20 protein-coding genes are annotated in these 18,477 nt (G+C 65.9%); 8 read left to right on the forward strand and 12 right to left on the reverse strand.

All coding sequences use genetic code 11. From position 1 onward, the window contains the following. Positions 1 to 9 precede the first annotated feature (9 nt). A complete protein-coding gene (locus ACH49N_RS10965) occupies positions 10 to 1,728 on the reverse strand; it encodes a cutinase family protein (RefSeq protein ID WP_358272466.1) in 1,719 nt (572 codons plus the stop codon). 94 nt (positions 1,729 to 1,822) lie between these two features. Beyond that, positions 1,823 to 2,224, reverse strand: a complete 402-nt coding sequence (locus tag ACH49N_RS10970; protein WP_358272464.1) for a hypothetical protein — start codon at positions 2,222 to 2,224, stop codon at positions 1,823 to 1,825. A gap of 170 nt (positions 2,225 to 2,394) precedes the next feature. On the opposite strand from ACH49N_RS10970, the gene ACH49N_RS10975 reads away from it, so the two are divergent. The 5 genes from ACH49N_RS10975 to ACH49N_RS10995 all read left to right on the forward strand — a co-directional run bounded on the left by ACH49N_RS10975 (position 2,395) and on the right by ACH49N_RS10995 (position 5,297). After that, positions 2,395 to 3,591, forward strand: coding sequence for a histidine kinase (locus ACH49N_RS10975; protein ID WP_358272663.1), 1,197 nt, complete (start codon positions 2,395 to 2,397; stop codon positions 3,589 to 3,591). Next, complete coding sequence (locus ACH49N_RS10980; RefSeq protein ID WP_236603180.1) at positions 3,588 to 4,262, forward strand: response regulator transcription factor; 675 nt, start codon at positions 3,588 to 3,590, stop codon at positions 4,260 to 4,262. Before ACH49N_RS10975 ends, ACH49N_RS10980 begins: the two co-directional genes overlap by 4 nt. 189 nt (positions 4,263 to 4,451) lie before the next feature. Further along, the gene (locus ACH49N_RS10985; protein ID WP_358272462.1) at positions 4,452 to 4,646 is read left to right on the forward strand and encodes a hypothetical protein; all 195 of its coding nucleotides are present in this window, start codon (positions 4,452 to 4,454) and stop codon (positions 4,644 to 4,646) included. 212 nt (positions 4,647 to 4,858) lie between these two features. Then, complete coding sequence (locus ACH49N_RS10990; protein ID WP_280123267.1) at positions 4,859 to 4,987, forward strand: hypothetical protein; 129 nt, start codon at positions 4,859 to 4,861, stop codon at positions 4,985 to 4,987. Between the two features lie 187 nt (positions 4,988 to 5,174). Next, positions 5,175 to 5,297: a hypothetical protein gene (locus tag ACH49N_RS10995; RefSeq protein WP_358272460.1), complete on the forward strand. Its 123-nt coding sequence runs from the start codon at positions 5,175 to 5,177 to the stop codon at positions 5,295 to 5,297. Between the two features lie 104 nt (positions 5,298 to 5,401). Here the strand turns inward: ACH49N_RS10995 and ACH49N_RS11000 are convergent, their stop codons facing one another. Both ACH49N_RS11000 and ACH49N_RS11005 read right to left on the reverse strand, forming a co-directional pair. After that, positions 5,402 to 6,043, reverse strand: a complete 642-nt coding sequence (locus ACH49N_RS11000; RefSeq protein WP_358272458.1) for an RES family NAD+ phosphorylase — start codon at positions 6,041 to 6,043, stop codon at positions 5,402 to 5,404. Next, on the reverse strand, positions 6,043 to 6,690 hold the full coding sequence (locus tag ACH49N_RS11005; RefSeq protein WP_358272456.1) for a hypothetical protein: 648 nt from the start codon (positions 6,688 to 6,690) through the stop codon (positions 6,043 to 6,045). Before ACH49N_RS11005 ends, ACH49N_RS11000 begins: the two co-directional genes overlap by 1 nt. A gap of 550 nt (positions 6,691 to 7,240) precedes the next feature. On the opposite strand from ACH49N_RS11005, the gene ACH49N_RS11010 reads away from it, so the two are divergent. Further along, positions 7,241 to 7,717, forward strand: a complete 477-nt coding sequence (locus tag ACH49N_RS11010) for an Lrp/AsnC family transcriptional regulator (protein ID WP_159922986.1) — start codon at positions 7,241 to 7,243, stop codon at positions 7,715 to 7,717. A gap of 228 nt (positions 7,718 to 7,945) precedes the next feature. Next, on the forward strand, positions 7,946 to 9,061 hold the full coding sequence (locus tag ACH49N_RS11015; protein WP_397504540.1) for a GAF domain-containing protein: 1,116 nt from the start codon (positions 7,946 to 7,948) through the stop codon (positions 9,059 to 9,061). Here ACH49N_RS11015 and ACH49N_RS11020 read toward each other — a convergent pair. From ACH49N_RS11020 to ACH49N_RS11055, 8 genes are all read right to left on the reverse strand, one after another. Next, positions 9,040 to 9,300, reverse strand: a complete 261-nt coding sequence (locus ACH49N_RS11020; RefSeq protein WP_358272452.1) for a DUF3263 domain-containing protein — start codon at positions 9,298 to 9,300, stop codon at positions 9,040 to 9,042. The genes ACH49N_RS11015 and ACH49N_RS11020 overlap by 22 nt on opposite strands. Continuing rightward, positions 9,297 to 10,316, reverse strand: a complete 1,020-nt coding sequence (gene lipA, locus ACH49N_RS11025) for a lipoyl synthase (RefSeq protein ID WP_358272451.1) — start codon at positions 10,314 to 10,316, stop codon at positions 9,297 to 9,299. The genes ACH49N_RS11020 and lipA overlap by 4 nt, the downstream gene beginning before the upstream one ends. Before the next feature lie 62 nt (positions 10,317 to 10,378). Further along, positions 10,379 to 11,788, reverse strand: coding sequence for a dihydrolipoyl dehydrogenase (lpdA, locus tag ACH49N_RS11030; protein ID WP_358272449.1), 1,410 nt, complete (start codon positions 11,786 to 11,788; stop codon positions 10,379 to 10,381). A gap of 9 nt (positions 11,789 to 11,797) precedes the next feature. After that, positions 11,798 to 13,360 carry a 2-oxo acid dehydrogenase subunit E2 gene (locus tag ACH49N_RS11035; protein ID WP_358272447.1) on the reverse strand — a complete coding sequence of 521 codons (1,563 nt, stop codon included), beginning with the start codon at positions 13,358 to 13,360 and terminating at the stop codon, positions 11,798 to 11,800. A gap of 1 nt (position 13,361) precedes the next feature. Next, positions 13,362 to 14,393 carry an alpha-ketoacid dehydrogenase subunit beta gene (locus tag ACH49N_RS11040; protein ID WP_358272445.1) on the reverse strand — a complete coding sequence of 344 codons (1,032 nt, stop codon included), beginning with the start codon at positions 14,391 to 14,393 and terminating at the stop codon, positions 13,362 to 13,364. 14 nt (positions 14,394 to 14,407) lie between these two features. Then, on the reverse strand, positions 14,408 to 15,373 hold the full coding sequence (locus tag ACH49N_RS11045; RefSeq protein WP_358272444.1) for a thiamine pyrophosphate-dependent dehydrogenase E1 component subunit alpha: 966 nt from the start codon (positions 15,371 to 15,373) through the stop codon (positions 14,408 to 14,410). Positions 15,374 to 15,644: 271 nt separating this feature from the next. Then, entirely contained in the window at positions 15,645 to 17,036 is a 1,392-nt protein-coding gene (locus ACH49N_RS11050; protein ID WP_358272442.1) for a cytochrome P450, read from the reverse strand. Positions 17,037 to 17,125: 89 nt separating this feature from the next. Beyond that, a complete protein-coding gene (locus ACH49N_RS11055) occupies positions 17,126 to 17,569 on the reverse strand; it encodes a hypothetical protein (RefSeq protein WP_358272440.1) in 444 nt (147 codons plus the stop codon). A 203-nt stretch (positions 17,570 to 17,772) separates the two neighbouring features. Between ACH49N_RS11055 and ACH49N_RS11060 the strand changes: the two genes are divergently transcribed. Continuing rightward, positions 17,773 to 18,195: a hypothetical protein gene (locus ACH49N_RS11060; protein ID WP_358272439.1), complete on the forward strand. Its 423-nt coding sequence runs from the start codon at positions 17,773 to 17,775 to the stop codon at positions 18,193 to 18,195. The last annotated feature ends 282 nt before the right edge of the window (positions 18,196 to 18,477 follow it).

The raw sequence follows: 18,477 nt of genomic DNA on the forward strand, positions 1-18,477 counted from the left end.
GTAGTTTCTCTACTGCACCGGCGACGGTGGGACGGTCGTGGTGGTCGGGATCGTCGTCGTTTCCGGTTCGGCCACCTCTACCGTCGTCGAGACCTCTTGCTGGGTGGACGGGGTGTCGGTGGCTGCCACCGCCGCGGACGGTGACGGCTCCTCCGAGAACGCGGCCGACGTGTCGGGCGTGACCACTGCCGCCGTGGGTGCCAGGGGAGCGGCGGTGGGGACGGTCGATGATGTCGTCGTCGGCACGGTGGACGAATCAGTCGAAGACAGAAGCTCTTTCGTCGCGGTGGATGTCATCGAGGTAGTCGACGCGGTGTCGCTGGGGTCCGCTGTCGAGGCGGACGAGGCGGACGATGCGACGAGAGCGGTCGCGGACGCGGCGGTGGTGGCCGGCTGTCCCTTCTCTGCTTCCCGGGCCAGATGAGTCAGCCAGGCGGCGGCGTATTGCGAAGAGGTCAACGGCTTTCCGCCCGCGGGGTCGGCGTCGCGCCAATAGTCGAAGTGATGACCTGTTCCCGGACCGAGGGTCTGCTGATAGGGATCGCTCATCACTACGGCGACGGTGTTCTCGTTGTCCGCGATGAATCCGATGATCTCGTTGCGAACCTTGGCAGGCAGGTAGACCAGATCGATTGACTGGTTCGGCGAGAGCGGTCCGGCGGGTGTATTCGACTGTGCCACTGGGGTACCGGGCTTGTAGGCGGGGTCCGACACCTTGATGAGAACGTCGAGGAACGTCTCGTCCGACTGCATCCAGTTCTCCTGCGACTGGATGTCGGCGAACGCTGCCAGTGCGATCTGTCCGAGAACCGTCGCCATGTCCTGTGCTGTCGCGACGGTCAGCCCTTCGCGCTCGAGGGCATCGACGTTCAGTTGTCTGCCCACGTTGACGGCGAGCTGCAGCAGGGCGATGTTGTCCGGCGCGGAGCAGGTCAGGTCTCCTTCCGAGCAGAAGGACGCCACTTTGCCGTCCAGTGCGCCGAATCCGCCGGATGTGCCCGGGAGGGCGCCCCGCCCCGGAGCGCTGTTGCCACCGGACTGGTAGGCGAGATCGAATCCGTCGGGGTTGCGGAATTCGTTCTCGGCGCCGGGGAAGGGGCCCCCGCCGACTTCACGTCCGGCATCCGCCAGGATCACCACGCCGACCACGGATGCCGGGTCGACGATGTCGTAGCCGTCCTCGCCGACTTCCTGGTTGCCGACTTCCATCGCGACCCGGCGCGCCACATCGGCGCCCTCGCTGTAGCCGACGATGGCGAACTTCGTGTCCGGGCAGGAGGCGGCGATCGTGCGCATCACGGTTTCGGTGTTGTCGACACCGACATTCACCGCGTCCTCATACGACGACATGTTCGCCGGATAGTCGATGTAGACGGCGGCGTAGGAACCCTCGCCGACGGCCTGACCGGGTGCGTTGACCACCGGATCGACCCAGTCGCTGCTGTACTCGCTGGACAGCGCCGCCGGGAGCGGCGTGCCGTCGGGTGCCACCAGCATCTGGTGCGTGCCCGCGTGCGGCGCGTCGTTGCGCCCGGCAACTGCGATGCTCACCATGTCGTAACAGGCGGTCGAGGCTGCAGCAGTCAGGGCGGTGGCCGTCGTCGTCGGCGCCCCGGGGTTCGACCAGGGGGCGGCAAGCAGCGCGGCAAGTCCCAGCACGCCAGGCGCCAGCAGCCCCGACGCCATCCGGCGTCGGTGTGCCGCACGTGTCGTTACGCCATGTTTCATGGTCAACCTCATTCGGTCCGGCCCCGACCAATGACAATGCGTTACCAGGCACGTCGGAATCCGACACCGATGCGTTACACAGCCGACGTCCGGGCTAGCAGGGCGCAGGCACCCGGTGTCGAGTTGTAAGCGGACCGGCGAGACGGCCCGTCGAGTGGGCGTCGATCATCCGCTGTTCGCCTCGTTGAGCGAAACGCAGTGACGGGGACACGGCGGCACCCGCGTCGAGGAGCGCGCGAAGCGCCGGTTGTTCGGCGGCCAAGTGGAACCACTCGTCCTCCAGCGGAGTGCCGTCCTCGAGAGCCTGATCGAGTTTCGCGGCGAGGTGATTGCTCCATCGATGCTGCAATGCAAGGAGGAGGTTGTCCGCGCACCCGAAAAGCCGTAGCCCATCTGGACTTTCGCTGGCCTCCAGGGCTGCGTGCACGTCGAACTGTGCTACCGACAGCACATCCTCCAGCACCGCCCGCCGTTCGTGGAAATTCCTCCAGGACATTTCGCCACCTCCGTCGAATCTTGTGATGCGGGAAACGCTACGGGGCCGTGGAGGCGATTTCGCCGTGCCAGGGTCGCGATTACTTCTCCTACTACGGGCGGAGAAACGGCTCCGCTCTCGGAACGATGTTCCGGGGAACCTCGCCCGGCTATGCTGGTGAAGTGCAGGTCATGGAGTACTTCCGCCGCCGCATGACGATGAGTGAGTACGACTACCCGCCCGGTGTCCCGATCTTCGGGCATGTCGCCATCGTTGCCGTGGCCGGTGTCGCCGTCGCGCAGCGAGATGCGTTCGTGCCCCCCGGATGGGCGTTGCCGGTCGCGCTGGTGGCCGCGGGAACATCCTTGGCAGGAGATCTGGTGAGACCTGGATCCATGATTCCGCGGCCTCTCCTGGCGGTCGTGGTCACCGCAGCGACGGCACTGCTGTTGGTGCAACAAGTGATCGGTCAGTTCGACGTGGCCCCGTTCATTCTCGTGTTCATGGTCGGCGAAGTCGCGGCCACGGCGAAGCTGGCCGTCAGCCTTGCCACCGCGGCGGGTGCCGTCGCGGTGCTGTCCGGATTCGCCTTCGCCGACCGGCTGGGTGACGTGCCCTGGTACATCGCCGGTGTCGCGGTGGGGTGGATCATCGGACACCTGCTGCAGACCCAGCTTCGCCTCCTTCACCAGGAGCGCGCATCCCATGTCATCCAGACCGAGCAGGCCGCCACTCGCGAACGCCAACGCATCGCCCGGGAAATTCACGACGTGGTGGCCCACTCGTTGAGTATCACCATGCTCCATCTCACTGGGGCCCGCCGCGCCCTCGAAGAGGATCGCGACGTCGACGACGCGGTGGAGGCCCTCGCCGACGCCGAGCGGCTGGGCCGTCAGGCAATGGCAGACATCCGGCGCACGGTCGGGCTGCTCGAGGTGAAACCGGCCGGAACCCGGCCCGAACCCGCCATCGGTGACATCCCGAATCTGATCGACGACTTCCGCCGCGCAGGATTCGAGGTTTCTCTCGAGATGCGAGGGGACCCGGGCGCGGTGAGCAGCGCGACCGGTCTCGGTCTCTATCGGATATCGCAGGAGTCCCTGGCCAACATCATCAAACATGCGCCGGGCGCCGGCGCCGAGGTGACACTTTCGATCGCGCCGGAGTCGATCACGCTGGTGGTGCGCAATCCGACCGCTGCTCCCGCGGCGTTACCCATGGACTCGAGTGGTTCGGGGGTGCGTGGAATGCGCGAGCGCGCCGAACTCCTCGGTGGCACGTTGCAGGCCGGCCCGGATGATCAGGGGTGGTCGGTGCGCGCCGAGATTCCCCTCCCCACCGACTCCTGCCCGCTGTCGCTCCGGCGTCGTACCCCGGAGCAGTCGTGACCGCCCCCGAGATCAAGGTGTTGCTCGTCGACGACCAAGAATTGGTGCGCTCGGGGCTCCGGCGGATCCTGCGACGCAAGGACGGTTTCGTCATCGTTGCCGAATGCGCCGACGGCTCGGAAGTGCCCGACGCCGTGGCTCGCCACGCTCCCGACGTCGTGCTGATGGACCTGCGCATGAAGGGAGTAGACGGGATTACGGCCACCCGTGAGCTCCAGGCCGGTGATCGACCCCCGCCGGTATTGGTTCTCACCACCTTCGACGACGACGAACTGCTGTCCGGCTCACTGCGCGCAGGCGCCGCCGGTTTCCTTCTCAAGGATTCACCCGCCGAGGAATTGATTCGTGCCGTACGAACGGTCGCGGAGGGAGGATCCTGCCTCGATCCGGCGGTGACCGGCCGGGTGCTGACCACCTATCGCACCGCCGCCCAGCCGCCCAACGGCGCGGGTCGCAGCGTCGACGAGCTGACGGCGCGGGAACTCGATGTGCTCGCGCTCATCGGCCGGGGATACAGCAACAGTGAGATCGGCCGCGCGCTGGGCATCTCGGGAGTAACCGTGAAGAGCCACATCGGGCACATCTTCGTCAAACTCGATCTTCGTGACCGCGCCGCTGCCATCGTCTACGCATTTGACCACGGCATCGTCACGCCCGGCCACGCGACGTGAACCGATGTCCAGTTGTGCCGGTCGAGGGCGCTCGGCTCTGTTGGGCTCGATCACAAGTGGCATTCGTCATTTTGATGATGTACAACTAACGCCATGACCGATTGTGATCCAGCGCACACTTAACCGTGACCGCGGAAAACGTCTACTTCCACGTCATTGCAGTCGACCCGATCCGGAAAGGACCCCGGCGTGCACACCACCCACCACACCCCGCTTCCTGACGAGTCGACGACCTCACTGGTGCGCTCGGGCGCTTCGATAGCGCTCGGGGCAGCGGCAGCAGCAGCGGCACCCGCCGTGGTAGTGACCGGGTCCGTGCTTCTGGCTGGTGTCGCAGCAGTCGCGACGCTTGCCTGCGTCGCCGCCGCATCGGTAATGATCTGACCTTTCTTCCACCATCAACATCGCATCGACAGGACACCTACATTCGTGAGCCTTACCGTTTCAGGATCAACGACCCCCGCACGCTCGTCCCGCCGGGCGGGGTCGATCAGTACAGAGGAAATCAAGTTGCGTATCGAGGCGATGTTCGCCGGTGAACGCTCCGAGCCCCGACCACTCCGGGGTGATCACACCGCACCGGAGAGGATGGCGGTATGACTAACGTGGCACTGCTACTGGGCCTGTTGGCCAGCGCAATCGGCGGCCGCACGGTACTCCAGCGCGTCCTCACCAAGCCCAGCGCACGCCGGGCGCCTGGTGCACTCTTCTACCCGAACGGGTGACGTCGACCGCCGCGTTGTAAGCGTCCAGCGGGTGCTGGAGCATCGTGCAATCCCCGCGGACGAGGAGTTGCATCGTCACTGTTCGTGCGCGGTGTCACGCTGGCGTTGGCCGAGCTGGGGTTGATTGCTGGCGGTTGCGCACTCGTCGAGGACCGTGAAGATATCGCGTGGTATCGAGGAGGCTGTCATGCCCGACGTTCAAGAGGCGCGTCGCACCGTCACCCCGGTGTCGACCGCCGACCTGGTGCGGTTCTCCCAAAACTTCCCCGACCTGAACGACGACGAGGTCATGCGCGGCGCCTGGTCATGAGTGGCTCCATGGCTCATCGACAAGTCTGCGATGGTGCGCCTGGGCACCAGCCCGGACGCCGAACAGTGGGCCAAGCTGTAGCTGGAGATCCCCGTGCGCGACCGTCAGACCACTTGGTATCCCAATTCCACTGCCGCGCTGTCGATACGGCGTGCGAGTCCAACGTGGGACAGTGGCAGTGAGAGCGCTGGGTTGGTGGGGAAGGCGTCCGCGGCGCGCTCGAACAGCGCCGCGCACAGCTCACCGGCGAATCTGCCGCGGTACGCGATCCCGTCGACGTACGGGTAGGCGCGGTGGATCGTCCTGGCCCACGCCTGGGATTGGGAGTGCGGGCCGGAGTCGAGGGAGTGATTGCATCCGAGCCGGGTCGGCCAGGTGCCGCCGGAGAACTCTCCGAGATCGAGCAGGGTGAGTGGGCGGTCGAGGGTCAGTGCTGAGAGATACGGGGTGCCATGGAATCGGTCGATCACTCGGGTTTCCTGGAAGACCTCGGCGAGGGCGCCGTTCGGGCTACTGGCTCCGTACCAGATTCCGTACACGAGGTGGTCGGCTCGCGGCCGTGGGTGATGGTCGAAGCGCAGCAGTGGCCCGTGTGTGCGGAAACCGTGCCACGGCAACACGTGCGCGCCGTGGGTGGGGTGGAGGCGCCAGAGACGGCGGGTGGTGGCCGCGATGGTGACCAGTTCGTCGTCGCGTATCCCCTGATCGCGCATGTCCGCGATCGAGGGCGGGGTGGTCGTGGCCACTAGCCGAGGCTCGTCGCGCGTTCGACGATCTCGAGGACGGTAGGCAGGTCGTGCTCTGCCGCGGCGGAGGTGAGGAACTCGACGACCGATGCGGGGTGACCGTCGACGGTGAGGTCAACGCGGGGCAGGGTCAGCACCGCGCTGACGGTGAGGGGGTGCAGATCGGCGGGGAGTTGGGGCAGGATCCGGTCGAGATACGGCACCATTCCGGTGTCGGTAAATTGCACCTTCGGGTATAGGCGTCCTCGTCGATCGACGTCGTCGAGGGCCCAGAGTTTGTGTTCGATCGAGGTGAGTTGGCGGACCCGGGGCGCCTTCACCTTCAGCAGGTCGGCGACCTCGGCGGCGGTGAGCGCGGTGCGACGCAGGTCGCTCATGGTCTGTGCCCGTCCCAGCGCGACGGCGAAGCTGGCTTGTTCGCCGTCGTCGGTGAAGCCGGCTTCGTCGAGTAGGTCGGCGTCGTGACGCGAGAGCGCGCCTTGCGGTTGCAGGGCACCCAGGGACGCGAGGTAGCCAAGAGCCGTGGCGACCGTTGCTCTGTCGATCGGGTGTCCGATGGTGCGGGTCAAGGCGTCCTCGAACGACAGCGCGCCGGCGGCGTACTGCTCTGCGGCAACGCGGGCCTGACGATCGTCTGCGGCAGCCACAAATAATCCCCTAACGCTCACTAACAGTGTAATTCAGTGTTGATTTCTTGGCTACGGGAGGCCCGGAACTGACATGGCCCGTTGCGATCCACCACGATCGGGACACCGGGACCAGGCAAGACCCGGACGGAGAACCGGCACGGAGCATCAGCGGGGGCGAAGACGCTGTCGTGGCATCTGTACCCATCCTGGGCGGTGATCCCGCTGTTCGTCGCACCCGCGCTCGCAGTCGAGTCCCGCGCGAGGTCCTCGGACACCGTAAGAGACGCGCATTCGCGCGGCCTGGCCCGGCGACCGGCTGAGTGGCCGAGGTTTGCTCACCTCTGCCCGACCGCGGCACCACCAATGGTCGCCGATCAGCGTCGGCAGAAACAGGTCGCGTCGCTGTGGTCGGTGCCATCACGGCCCGAGCCGTGGCGGCAACGGTGGGATTCAGTGCCGTTGTGTCGGTGCACCACCGTGGTGCGATGAGCCGTTTGCGCAAGATTGCTGACAAAAATCAAGCAGTATGCGCAGCATGGTTGAGTCGCCTGGTGGCATACTCCGCTACATGACGAGACTCGATCGGACCGACGCCCGCCTGCTCCTTGCGCTCTGCGACGTCCCTCGCGCGACCGGCGTGCAGTTGGCGTCTCTGTTGGGCATGGCGCGTAACACTGTGCAGGCGCGGATGTCTCGGTGGGACGAGCAGAAGGTACTGGCGCCGGTCGACCGGTGCGTGGCGCCCCGGGATCTCGGCTATCCCTTGCAGGCCTTCGTCACTGCGGTGGTCGATCAGCATCGTCTCGAGGAGGTCATCGACCATCTGAGAGACATAGCGGAGGTCACCGAGGTCGTCGGCATCTCCGGGGCGGCGGACCTCCACATCGGTGTAGTCGCCGTCGATGCCGATGATCTGTACCGGGTAGCTGGCCTCATTCTTGCCGTCCCAGGAATCGAACGTACGACGGTGTCGGTCGCGATGCGCGACGCCATTCCCTACCGAACCCGCCCACTGCTCGAACGTATCGCCGGGGAGGCAGGGTAAGCGCGGACGAGGCGATCCTCACCGAACTGGAATCGGCGGGTGTGACGCCGATTTCAAGGCATGGCCTCCCCGAATCGTGACATTGACGTGAGCTCCGACCGCCCGTGTCCCGGCTCACAACACGACGGTAAGCTCGGTGTCGTGAGTGCAACCAGTTCGACGCCTGAACGGCTCCTGGCTGTCGGTTCGGGTGTGAATCTCTCCCGGCACGCACAAGTGTTGAGCGAGGTGCACGACGCGGTACTGTCCGGGCAGAAGCCGCCCATGCCTCCGCGTGAGGTCGTCGCCCGGTCGTGGTCGCGACTTCAGGCCGAGGGTGTCAGCCCCGCCCGGTGTGAAGATGTCGTATTCGCGGACTGCTCCGAACTCGAATCTCGCCGTACCCGAACTGCCCTCCGTTCGGTTCTTCCGGAGCTCCGCAGCACGTTGACCGAGGTGGCCGACGATGCGAAGTTCATCGTGGTGATCGCGGACACCGATGGGGTGGTGCTGTGGCGAGACGGTTCCCGCGCCGTGCGCAAGGCCGCCGATGCGCTCGGCTTCATGGAGGGTGCACGCTGGTCCGAGGACTTGGTCGGTACCAATTCCGTCGGCACCGCACTGGTCGAAGGGGCTCCGGTGCAATTATTTTCGGCCGAGCACTATGCGCGGTCGCACTCCGGTTGGTCGTGTACCGGGTCGCCGGTCCACGATCCGCGGACGGGTGAGGTGCTCGGCGTGGTCGATATCAGCGGGTCGGCGATGTCGGTCCATCCGGCCACCATGGCGCTCGTGCGGACTGCGGTGCGCTTGGCCGAGTCGACGTTGTGGCGGGAGCACACCGTCCAACTCGACAAGCTCCGTGCGCAAGCGGCGCCGGTGCTCGCCGCTGCCGGTGGACCCGCACTCGTCGTGGACCGGCACGGCTGGGTTGTGGAAGCCGGCGGAATCGCTGTACCTGAACGGTTGGCGCCTCCGTGCGCCGAAAAGCCCCTACTCGTGCCGGGTCTGGGATGGTGCGTGCCGGAGCCGCTCGGGGCGGGGTGGTTGGTACGTCGCCGAGAGGATCGGGCAGACATCGACCTCGAGCTCGACCTCGGTGCGTCGCCCCGCGCGACGGTGCGCGGAGATGTGAACTGGACCCGGGCCTTGTCACCGAGACATGCTCAGATTCTGCGTGTCCTCGCGGACGCAGGGCCCGGCGGTACTGACGCCGCCGCGATGAGCGAGGCGCTGTTCGGCGACCGTGACCACGTCATCGCCGTCCGCGCCGAGATCTCTCGTCTCCGAAAAAGCCTGGGCCCGATATTGATTGCTCAGCCGTATCGGTTCGCAGATAATGTTCAGGTTCGGATGTTCGGCTGAGCTGTGGTGTGCACGGCCTGGATACGTGTGTCGACGAAGCTGCGTAGGTCCGCGCGAAGTTGGGGGTCGAGGTGCCAGCCGGCGGGACCGTCGAGAATTTCTCCGAGTCTGGCGATGTAGCCGGCGGGTGTCATACCGAATTCGACGAGGAGATCACCGGTGTTCCCACCCCCGTAAGGCAGCCAGCGGCGGGCGAACTCGAGGATCCGCGAGTCTTCGATGATGGAACGGTTACTCATGGGTGAGGCTCCTGACGGGTGGTGTGGTTGGCTGCGAGATGAAGGAGTCGGTCCGCAATTTCGCGGCGGTGGTGGGCCATCGCCTGTGCGTAGAGTCGGCCGGCCCGGTAGGAGGAGCGGACCAGTGGTCCGGCCATGACGCCGGCGAAGCCGATCTCTTCGGCGGTGGTGGAGTGCGCCACGAATTCCTCGGGCTTGACCCACCGCTCGACGGGGTGATGCCGCGGCGAGGGACGCAGGTATTGGGTGATGGTGATGATGTCGCAGCCGGCGTCGTGCAGGTCGTGCAACGCCTGGGTGACCTCGTCGGGGGTTTCACCCATTCCGAGGATCAGGTTGGACTTGGTGACGAGTCCGTCTTCGCGGGCGGCGGTGATCACGTCGAGGCTGCGCTGGTAGCGGAAGGCGGGGCGGATGCGCTTGAAGATGCGGGGCACGGTTTCGACGTTGTGGGCGAGGACCTCGGGGCGGGTGGAGAACACCTCGGCGAGTTGCTCGGATTTGGCGTTGAAATCCGGGATCAGCAGTTCGACGCCGGTGCCGGGGTTGAGCTGGTGGATCAGGCGCACCGTTTCGGCGTAGAGCCAGGCGCCGCCGTCGGGGAGGTCGTCGCGGGCGACACCGGTGATGGTCGAGTAGCGCAGGCCCATGGCCTGCACGGACTCGGCGACACGGCGGGGTTCGTCACGGTCGAGGTCGTCGGGTTTGCCGGTGTCGATCTGGCAGAAGTCGCAGCGCCGGGTGCACTGCTCGCCGCCGATCAGGAAGGTGGCCTCGCGGTCTTCCCAGCATTCGTAGATGTTGGGGCAGCCGGCTTCTTCGCAGACGGTGTGCAGGCCCTCGCGCTTGACGAGGCTCTTGAGCTCGGAGTATTCCGGGCCCATCTTCGCTCTCGTCTTGATCCAGTTCGGCTTGCGTTCGATCGGGGTCTCCGCATTTCGGATTTCCAGTCGAAGGAGTTTGCGGCCGGGCGGGGCCTGCGCGGTGTCGGTCGGAGTTCGTGGTGTGGCAGTCACGTGTCGATTCCTGGGTGGTGGTTCCCACCGAACCGCGGGGCAACCGCGGTTCGGCGGGTTTGCTACATGTTGATCGGGCGACCCAGCGCAGCCAGTACCGATTCGTGCATGGCCTCGGACAGCGTCGGGTGCGCGAAGATCACTTCCGCGAGGTCGTCACCGGTGGCCTCCAGCGATCGGGCGATGCCGAAGCCCTGGATCTGTTCGGTGACATCAGGACCGACCATGTGAGCGCCGATGAGCTCGCCGCTGTCGGCGTCGAAAATCGTCTTGACGAACCCGTCGGCCTCGCCGATAGCGAGCGCCTTACCGGACGCCTGCAGATCGAACTGCCCGATCTGCAGGCGACGACCGGTGCCGCGCGCCTGGTCCTCGGTGAGCCCGAGGCTGGCCACCTGCGGCCGCGCGTACGTGCAGCCCGGCACGTAGTCCTTGTCCAACGGGATCACGTGCTCGGCACCCGCCAGCTTGTCGACACACAGCACACCTTCGTGGCTGGCCTTGTGCGCCAGACACGGACCGCCCGCGACATCACCGATCGCGTAGACCCCGAAAGCGGTGGTGCGGCACCACTGGTCGGTGGTGACGAAGCTCCGGTCCACCTCGACTCCGATGTCCTCCAGCCCGAGGTCTTCGACGTTCCCCTGGATTCCGGCGGCGACGAGAACCCGGTCGACGGTAACTTCTTCCACCGTGCCGTCTGTCGACGTCACAGTTACCGCGACCGAATCCGTGCCGACCGTCAGGTCGGACACCGAGGCGCCGGTGCGAATCGTGATACCTCGCTTTTCGAACTGCCGTCGCACGTGTGCGGCGACGGCGGCGTCCTCGACGGGCATGATCTGCGGTGCCACTTCGACAATGGTCACCTCGCTGCCGAGGTCCCGGTAGAGGCTCGCGAACTCGACACCGATGGCACCGGATCCGATGACCAGCAACGACTTCGGGAGTTCCGTCGGGACGAGGGCATCGAAGTAGGTCCAGACCCGTTCGCCGTCTGGGGTCACTCCGGGAATCGACCGCGGGCGCGCACCGGTCGCCAGGATGATGTGATCGGCCCGGTACTCGGTGGCCGGCACCGACTCGTCCTTCCCGGAACTGACGCCGACGACGCCCTTGTCGATCAGCTTGGCGGTGCCGGTGATGACGTCGACGCCGTTCTTCTTCATCAGGTAGCCGATGCCGTCGGACAACCGGCCCGACACCCCACGGCTGAACTCGACGAGCTGCGTGATGTCGAATTCGATTCCGCTAGCGGTGAAACCGAGCGGCCGCAGGTTCGCCAGGGTGTGTGCGACGTCGGCGCCGTGAAGCAGGGCCTTGGTGGGAATGCACCCCCAGTTGAGGCAGATGCCGCCGAGCCGGTCCCGTTCGATCACCGCGGTGCGGAGTCCGTGTTGAGCGGCGCGGATGGCGGCGACGTAGCCGCCGGGACCGCTACCGATTACCAGGACGTCGTATTTGTCAGTCATCGTTGCTCCCTAGACCAGCATCAATGCCGGCGACTCGACAATGCGCTGCAGCTCCTGCAGGAACGTCGCGCCGAGAGCGCCGTCGATCACCCGGTGGTCGCAGGACAGGGTGACGGTGAGCATTGTGCGGGTCACCACCTGACCATCGACGACGACCGGGCGCTGCTGTCCGGCACCGACCGCGAGAATGGCGCCCTGCGGCGGGTTGATGATCGCGTCGAATTCGCGCACACCGAACATCCCGAGGTTGGAGACGGTGAACGTTCCGCCCTGGAACTCGTCGGGGCTCAGCTTCCCGGCCTTGGCCTTCGTCACCAAAGAGTGCACTTCCCCGGAGATTTCCGCGAGTGTCTTGCTCTCTGCGCCCCGGACGATCGGCGTGATCAGGCCCGACGGGAGGGCGACGGCCACCGAGATATCCGCGCTCGCGTACCGCAGCACCGACTGCGCCGCTTCGTCGAACTGCACGTTGACATCGGGCACCTTGCGCAGCGCCGCCGCGCACGCTTTGACGACGAAGTCGTTGACCGACAACTTGACCGCGGGAACGGTCGCGTTGATCTGTGTGCGCAGTGCGAGGAGGTTGTCGATCTGCAGGTCGGCGGTGAGTCGGAAGTGCGGGGCGTTGCGCTTCGATTCCTGCAGTCGCCGACCGATCGCCTTGCGCATCGCGGTGAACGGAATCGTCTCGTATTCCGGTGCAGCATGCGCGGTGCGCTCGCCGGCGAGGGGTGTGGTTACCGGATCCGGCAGCAACCGGAACTTCCGCTCAGCTTCCCGGATGTCCGCTTCACAGACCCGGCCGCGGGATCCGGTTGCCCGGCAATCGTGCAGATTGATGCCGAGGGTTCTCGCCAGGCGCCGAGCCACCGGTGTGGCGTCGATCGTGCTGTCGTCCTGGGTGGAGCGGCCGGGCACACCCGAACGCGCCGGAGTGGGTGCTTGCGCGACGGTTCCGCCCGCCGCACGGATCGCGTCCTGAACGTCCTGGACGGAGATCCGGCCTTCTCGACCACTACCTGCGACGAGTCCCAGGTTTATCGTCAGCTCGTCTGCCAACCTGTGCGCGTGCGGGGTGGCGAACACGTCATCCTCGGTCCGACCCCGCAGCGACTGCGGAACGGTCGTCGTCCCGCCTGCAGTTGCTCCGGTGTTCGTGCCGGCAGCCGGCGCAGATTCCTGTGCCGCGGGTGCGGACGGGGTGCGCTTGACATCCGGCTCGGCGGGTGTGGGCTGCCCGCCCGGGGACCGCTCGGACTCGGCGGGCGCCGGTACCTGATCTGCCCCGATACTGGTCAGGACTTTCTCGATTTCCGCATCGGACACGGCGGCCTCTGCCGATACCGCCAGCACCGCACCGACCGGCAACGTCTCACCCGGCTTGGCGACCACCCGCCTCAGCACGCCGTCGAATGGCGCCTCCAATTCGTTGGTGATCTTGCTGGTCTCGATCTCGCAGAGCAGGTCGCCCTTGGCGAAGGAGGTTCCCTCCTCGATCAGCCACTCCGTCACGGTGCCCTCGTCCATGGACAGGCCCCATTTGGGAACTTCGATCAGTTTGATGTCACTCATGTCAGGCACTCACGACCTTGCGGATGGCTGCCTCGATACGGGCCGCGTTCGGCAGCCACGCCTGCTCGAGCACGGGAGAGAACGGCACCGGCGTGTGCGGCGGGGTGACCAACTCGATGGGGGCCTTCAACGAGCCGAACGCCTGCGTGGCGATCAATGCGGCGACGTCGTGCCCGAATCCGCATCGTGCCGCGGATTCGTCGACGATGACCACCCGGCCGGTTGAAGCGACCGATTCGAGGATGCCCTCCTCGTCCAGCGGTGAGACGGTGCGGGGGTCGACGACCTCGACGGAGATGCCTTCGGTGGCGAGTTTGTCGGCGGCGGCATTGGCGGCATTGACCATGGCCGAGAGCGCGACGACCGTGACGTCGGTGCCTTCACGGGTGTAGTTGGCGACGCCGAACGGGATCGTGTACGGGGCGTCCGGCACCTCACCCTTGAGGTCGTACAGGGTCTTGTGTTCGCAGAACACGACCGGGTCGTCGTCGCGGATCGACTGGATGAGAAGGCCTTTCGCGTCGTACGCATTGGAGGGTGCGACGACTTTCAGACCGGGGACGGCGGCGAACACGTTGTACGGGGACTGGGAGTGCTGGGCGGCTGCGGAGAATCCGGCACCGATCATGCCGCGCACCACCATTGGGGTGCGTGCCTTGCCGCCGAACATGTAGCGGAATTTGGCGGCCTGGTTGTAGAGGGCGTCGTAGCAGACTCCGAAGAAGTCCATGAACATCAACTCCGCGACCGGGCGAAGTCCGGTGAGCGCGGCACCCGCGGCCATACCGATGATCGCGGACTCGGTGATCGGGGTGTCGATGACACGCTCGGAACCGAATTCCGTCCACAACCCTTTCGTCACACCGAGCACACCACCGAACGCTTCGACTTTCCCGGATTCGAGTTCCGGGTTGGTACCCGCCTGGCCACCGCGCAGATCCTCACCGATCTGCACTACAGTCGCGTCGCGCTCCATCTCCTGGGCGAGTGCGGCCTTGATTGCTTCGCGATACGTCGTTTTCGACGTGGTCATCTCTGTTCTCACTCTCAGTACGACACGTAGACGTCGGTCAGAAGGTTTTCCACCGGGGGGTAGCTCGCGGCGCGCGCTTTCGCGACGGCGTCGTCGACCCGCGCTCGGGCATCGGCCTCGATCGCGTCGAGTTCCTTTCCGGAGACCTTCTTGCTGTCGTCGTGGTTGCGGAAATTGAGCAGCGGGTCCTTGGTCTGCCGGATCTCGGCCACCTGGTCCGCCGTGCGATAGAGCTGCGCATCGCCCTCGAAGTGACCGTGCCAGCGGTGCGCGACGGCCTCGATCGTGGATGGGCCCCCACCGCTGCGAGCTCGCTCGACGGCCTCCCGCGTCGCCTCGTACACGGCGAAGAAGTCGGTGCCGTCGACCGTGGCCGCCGGCATGCCGAACGACGACGCCCGGTCCGCGATACTCGGGGCGCCCACGGCGTAGTCGCGTCCGGTGGCCTCGCCGAATCCGTTGTTCTCGATCACGAACACGATCGGGAGGTCGAGAACCACGGCCATGTTCATGGCCTCGAACACGGTGCCCTGATTGGAACCGCCGTCTCCGGTGAACGACGCTGCGACGCCACCATTGCCGAGGGTCTTGGCGCTCAGCGCGGCTCCGATCGCGAGAGACGGGGCACCGCCGACGATGGCGTTCGCTCCGAGCATGCCCACCGACAGGTCGGCGATGTGCATCGACCCGCCCTTGCCGTGGCAGAGCCCGTCGTCCTTACCGAAAATCTCTGCCATCATCCCGTGGAGGTCACAGCCCTTGGCGATGCAGTGACCGTGCCCGCGGTGGGTCGACCCGATGTAATCGGTGTCCTCGAGGTTCTCGCATACACCGACGGCAATGGCTTCCTGCCCCGAGTACAGGTGGATGAACCCCGGGATGTCGCCCGTGGCGTTCTCTTCGTGCAAACGGTCTTCGAACGCCCGGATCTCGGCCATCTTCCGATACGCGCTCAATAGTGCACTTTTGGTCAGCGCCATTGCTCTCCTCTGTTTCTGCGTTGGGGCCGCTGTTGCTGGGCCCGCCTCCGATTACGACGACGCTGCAACTTCGTTGTCGCCCGCGACCTCGTGTAACCCGGGTCATGAATGTAGGGCGATATGACGAACGCAATAAAGGTTGCAGCGGATTGCAATCAGGACGCCGCCCAGCCGAAGGAGGCGTCGGGCTGATTCGGACAGAGGCCGCCCAGGAGATCAGAACGAGACGGCGGCAGAACGCAGTGACTCCGCGGAAAGAAGCGTCGACCCCTTACGCCGAGGTGACGCGGAAGCGGAGTCCGAAGTTGTTCAGGGTCGGGGGCAGTGGCTGACCCGGCGTCAGTGCGGGGGTGGAGGTGAGCTCGAACTCGACGGCCTCCAGCATCAACGCCAGCACGGTGCTCGTCACGAACAACACGAGGTTGCGGCCCGGGCATTCGGCGGGGCCGGCGCTGAAAGGCACCAGTTCGGGGCGGGACTGCGCAGTCCCGTCGAGCCAGACCTCCGGCGCGAAGCCGTTGGCGAACGAGAACGTTCGGTCATCACGGTGGAAGGCGGGGGCGAGGATCATGAAGGCGGTACCAGCGGGAATGGTGAACTCGCCGTCGCCGGAACCCCACGTGGTGTCGCGGGTGGAGTCCCGCAGAATGGTTGGCGTCGTCGGCCACAACCGCACCGACTCGAGCACGCACGCGCGAAGATACGGGTACTGCTGGGGCACTGTCGTATCCCAGGCGGCAACCTCCTCGCGGGCGAGCCGACGCTGCTCCGGGTGTGTGGACAGCAGTGCCAGAGCGCGACTGGCGGCGATGCCCGCCGCATCGAAAGCGAAGAGCCAGTGCGGTATCTGGCCGACCGGGTCGATGGCCCCTCCGGCCGGTAGGGCGGCCAGGGAACTGACCACTGATCCAGGCTCGGCCTTGTCGACGTAGGAGTACAGGCTTTCGATGAACCGGTCACGGAGCTTGCGTGGCGGTGGAATGAAATAAGACCAATTGCCGTTGGCCCGAAGCTTGTGTAGCTGATCGGTGACCGCGTGGTCGTCGCGAGCCGACTTTCCCAGGACGATCTGGCGGACCATCCGCCACCACGTGCGGGTGAACTCGTCGTTGTCGAGTGTTCCCTTCGACTGCGCGGACGTCAGCAGGGCGGCGATCTCGTGCCGGATCACCTCGACCATCGGATCGGCCAGGTGATGCATCGCGTGTGAGGTGTCGAGAGCCTCCTCGTTGATGCGCCTTCGTTGCTGTCGAACGTGTCCCTCCGAGATCAGCACGCCGTGCGGTTGGAAGGGCGACAGTGCACCCTTCTTCTCCCGGTTGGCGGGGTTGAACGGTTCGGGTGTGCCGTCGAGGACTCGACCCGCATCGTCGCCGGTCAACACTACTGCCAGCCGCCGCTTCGGAAGCTGTAGTTGCAGCGGTCCCGGCCCATAGCGCTCCCGCAGCCGGCGCACGAAGGGCACGGTGGGCGCATCGGCGCCGAGTCGCTCCAGGACGGCCATCATCGAGGGACGCCGCGCGATGACACCGGCAGCGATCGGGGTGAAGCCGAGTACTGCCGCGATGCGAAGTGCCTCGAGTCCCGAAACCGTCGGACCACCCCCGGGGGTGGCGGTCTCGGAGGCACGGTGCTCAACGTCTCGCGCGGTGTTGGTCGCCATGGAGGTCGTGGTACCCGCAGCCGTCATGGGTAAACAGAAGGGGTCCTCGCTCAGGGTCCGTCCGGGCAGGAACTGGCCACCGCGCCGAGTCACACCCCGGGGCAGAGGAACTGACGTGCGCGGTTCCAGAAGGGGAACACCTGGGGGCTGCCGGCCTCCGGATGGTCACGTCGAGCGAGTTCGACGAACTCGAGGATCGTCTTTCCCGACGTCTCCGAGAGTCGGCAGGCTTGGAGGCTCAGCTTCGCCGACGCCGCGAACCCGATGTCCCGCGCGTAGGGCCCGAGGTCGCTGGTATCGACGAAACTGTCGAGCCGTTCTCCCCACTGGTTGTACGAATACTGCAGGTCGAAGTCGCAGCCCGGCGGAAAGAGTTCACGGCAGGTCATCGGTCTGCCGTCGATCATGAACGCCTTGTCCTCCATCGGCCGCGCGGCGGTGTCCTGCGGCGTCCGGGACGTGAAATAGAACAGGGCAACCGCCACAGCGCACAGTGCGAGCACCACCAGCAATGTCGACGCGAAACGCCTCATGGCCGTACCGTCCGTTCGATCGTCGTCGTTCGAGATCGTGTATCCATCCTGACGGATGTGACGCGGCGCCGGTAGCGGTGCTCGACGCCGGTGCGGGTGCTCTGCTGGGCGGCCCCGGGTGGCGCGCTCCACCACCTCGTCCGTGCCGGATCATCGGCGAAAGCAACGCGATCCGGCCGTAGCCGGCCGGTAGCATCGGGTCCGTGACCGACGCGACCGCCCGTCCCAGCCGCCCCACCTCGCTGCGCGTCCTCGTCTACAGCGACGACCCGAACACACGTCGGCAGGTCGTGTCGGCTCTGGGTATGCGTCCGCATCCCGATCTGCCGGATCTCGAGTACGTGGAAGTGGCGACCGGACCGGTGGTGATCCAGCACTTGGATGCGGGCAAAATCGACTTGGCCATCCTGGACGGTGAGGCATCCCCGGTCGGCGGAATGGGGATCGCCAAGCAGTTGAAAGACGAGATCGACCCGTGCCCGCCCGTGCTCGTGCTGACCGGGCGAGCTGACGACGCGTGGCTGGCCAACTGGTCGCGGGCCGAGGCTGCGGTTCCTCACCCGATCGACCCGATCAGGCTCGGCGAGGCGGTCGTCGCGCTGCTCCGCACGCGTATCTCGTCTTAGGGTCGGCTCTCCGAACCTCGCTTCTCGGGACGGGTGCCATCAGTGCATGAAATCCGCTTGACCAGCATCTTTGCCCTGTGACCTGCCCTGCGTGAGCTGTCGTGTGACCGATGCGGCCCTGGGGAATTACACCCGCGTAAATCTCTGGGGAACTGCGGGCGCTGAAACCGAGACAAGATCGCCGAAACCGGTAGTCTGTGTCTCAACTCACATATCTACGCGCTGAGGGATTCTCGGCTCGAGGAGATGGGGTATCGCGGCCAGGCTTCGCAGGGAGGTGCT

The organism is Rhodococcus sp. NPDC019647, from assembly GCF_044389235.1.
GTDB lineage: Bacteria > Actinomycetota > Actinomycetes > Mycobacteriales > Mycobacteriaceae > Rhodococcus_F > Rhodococcus_F oxybenzonivorans.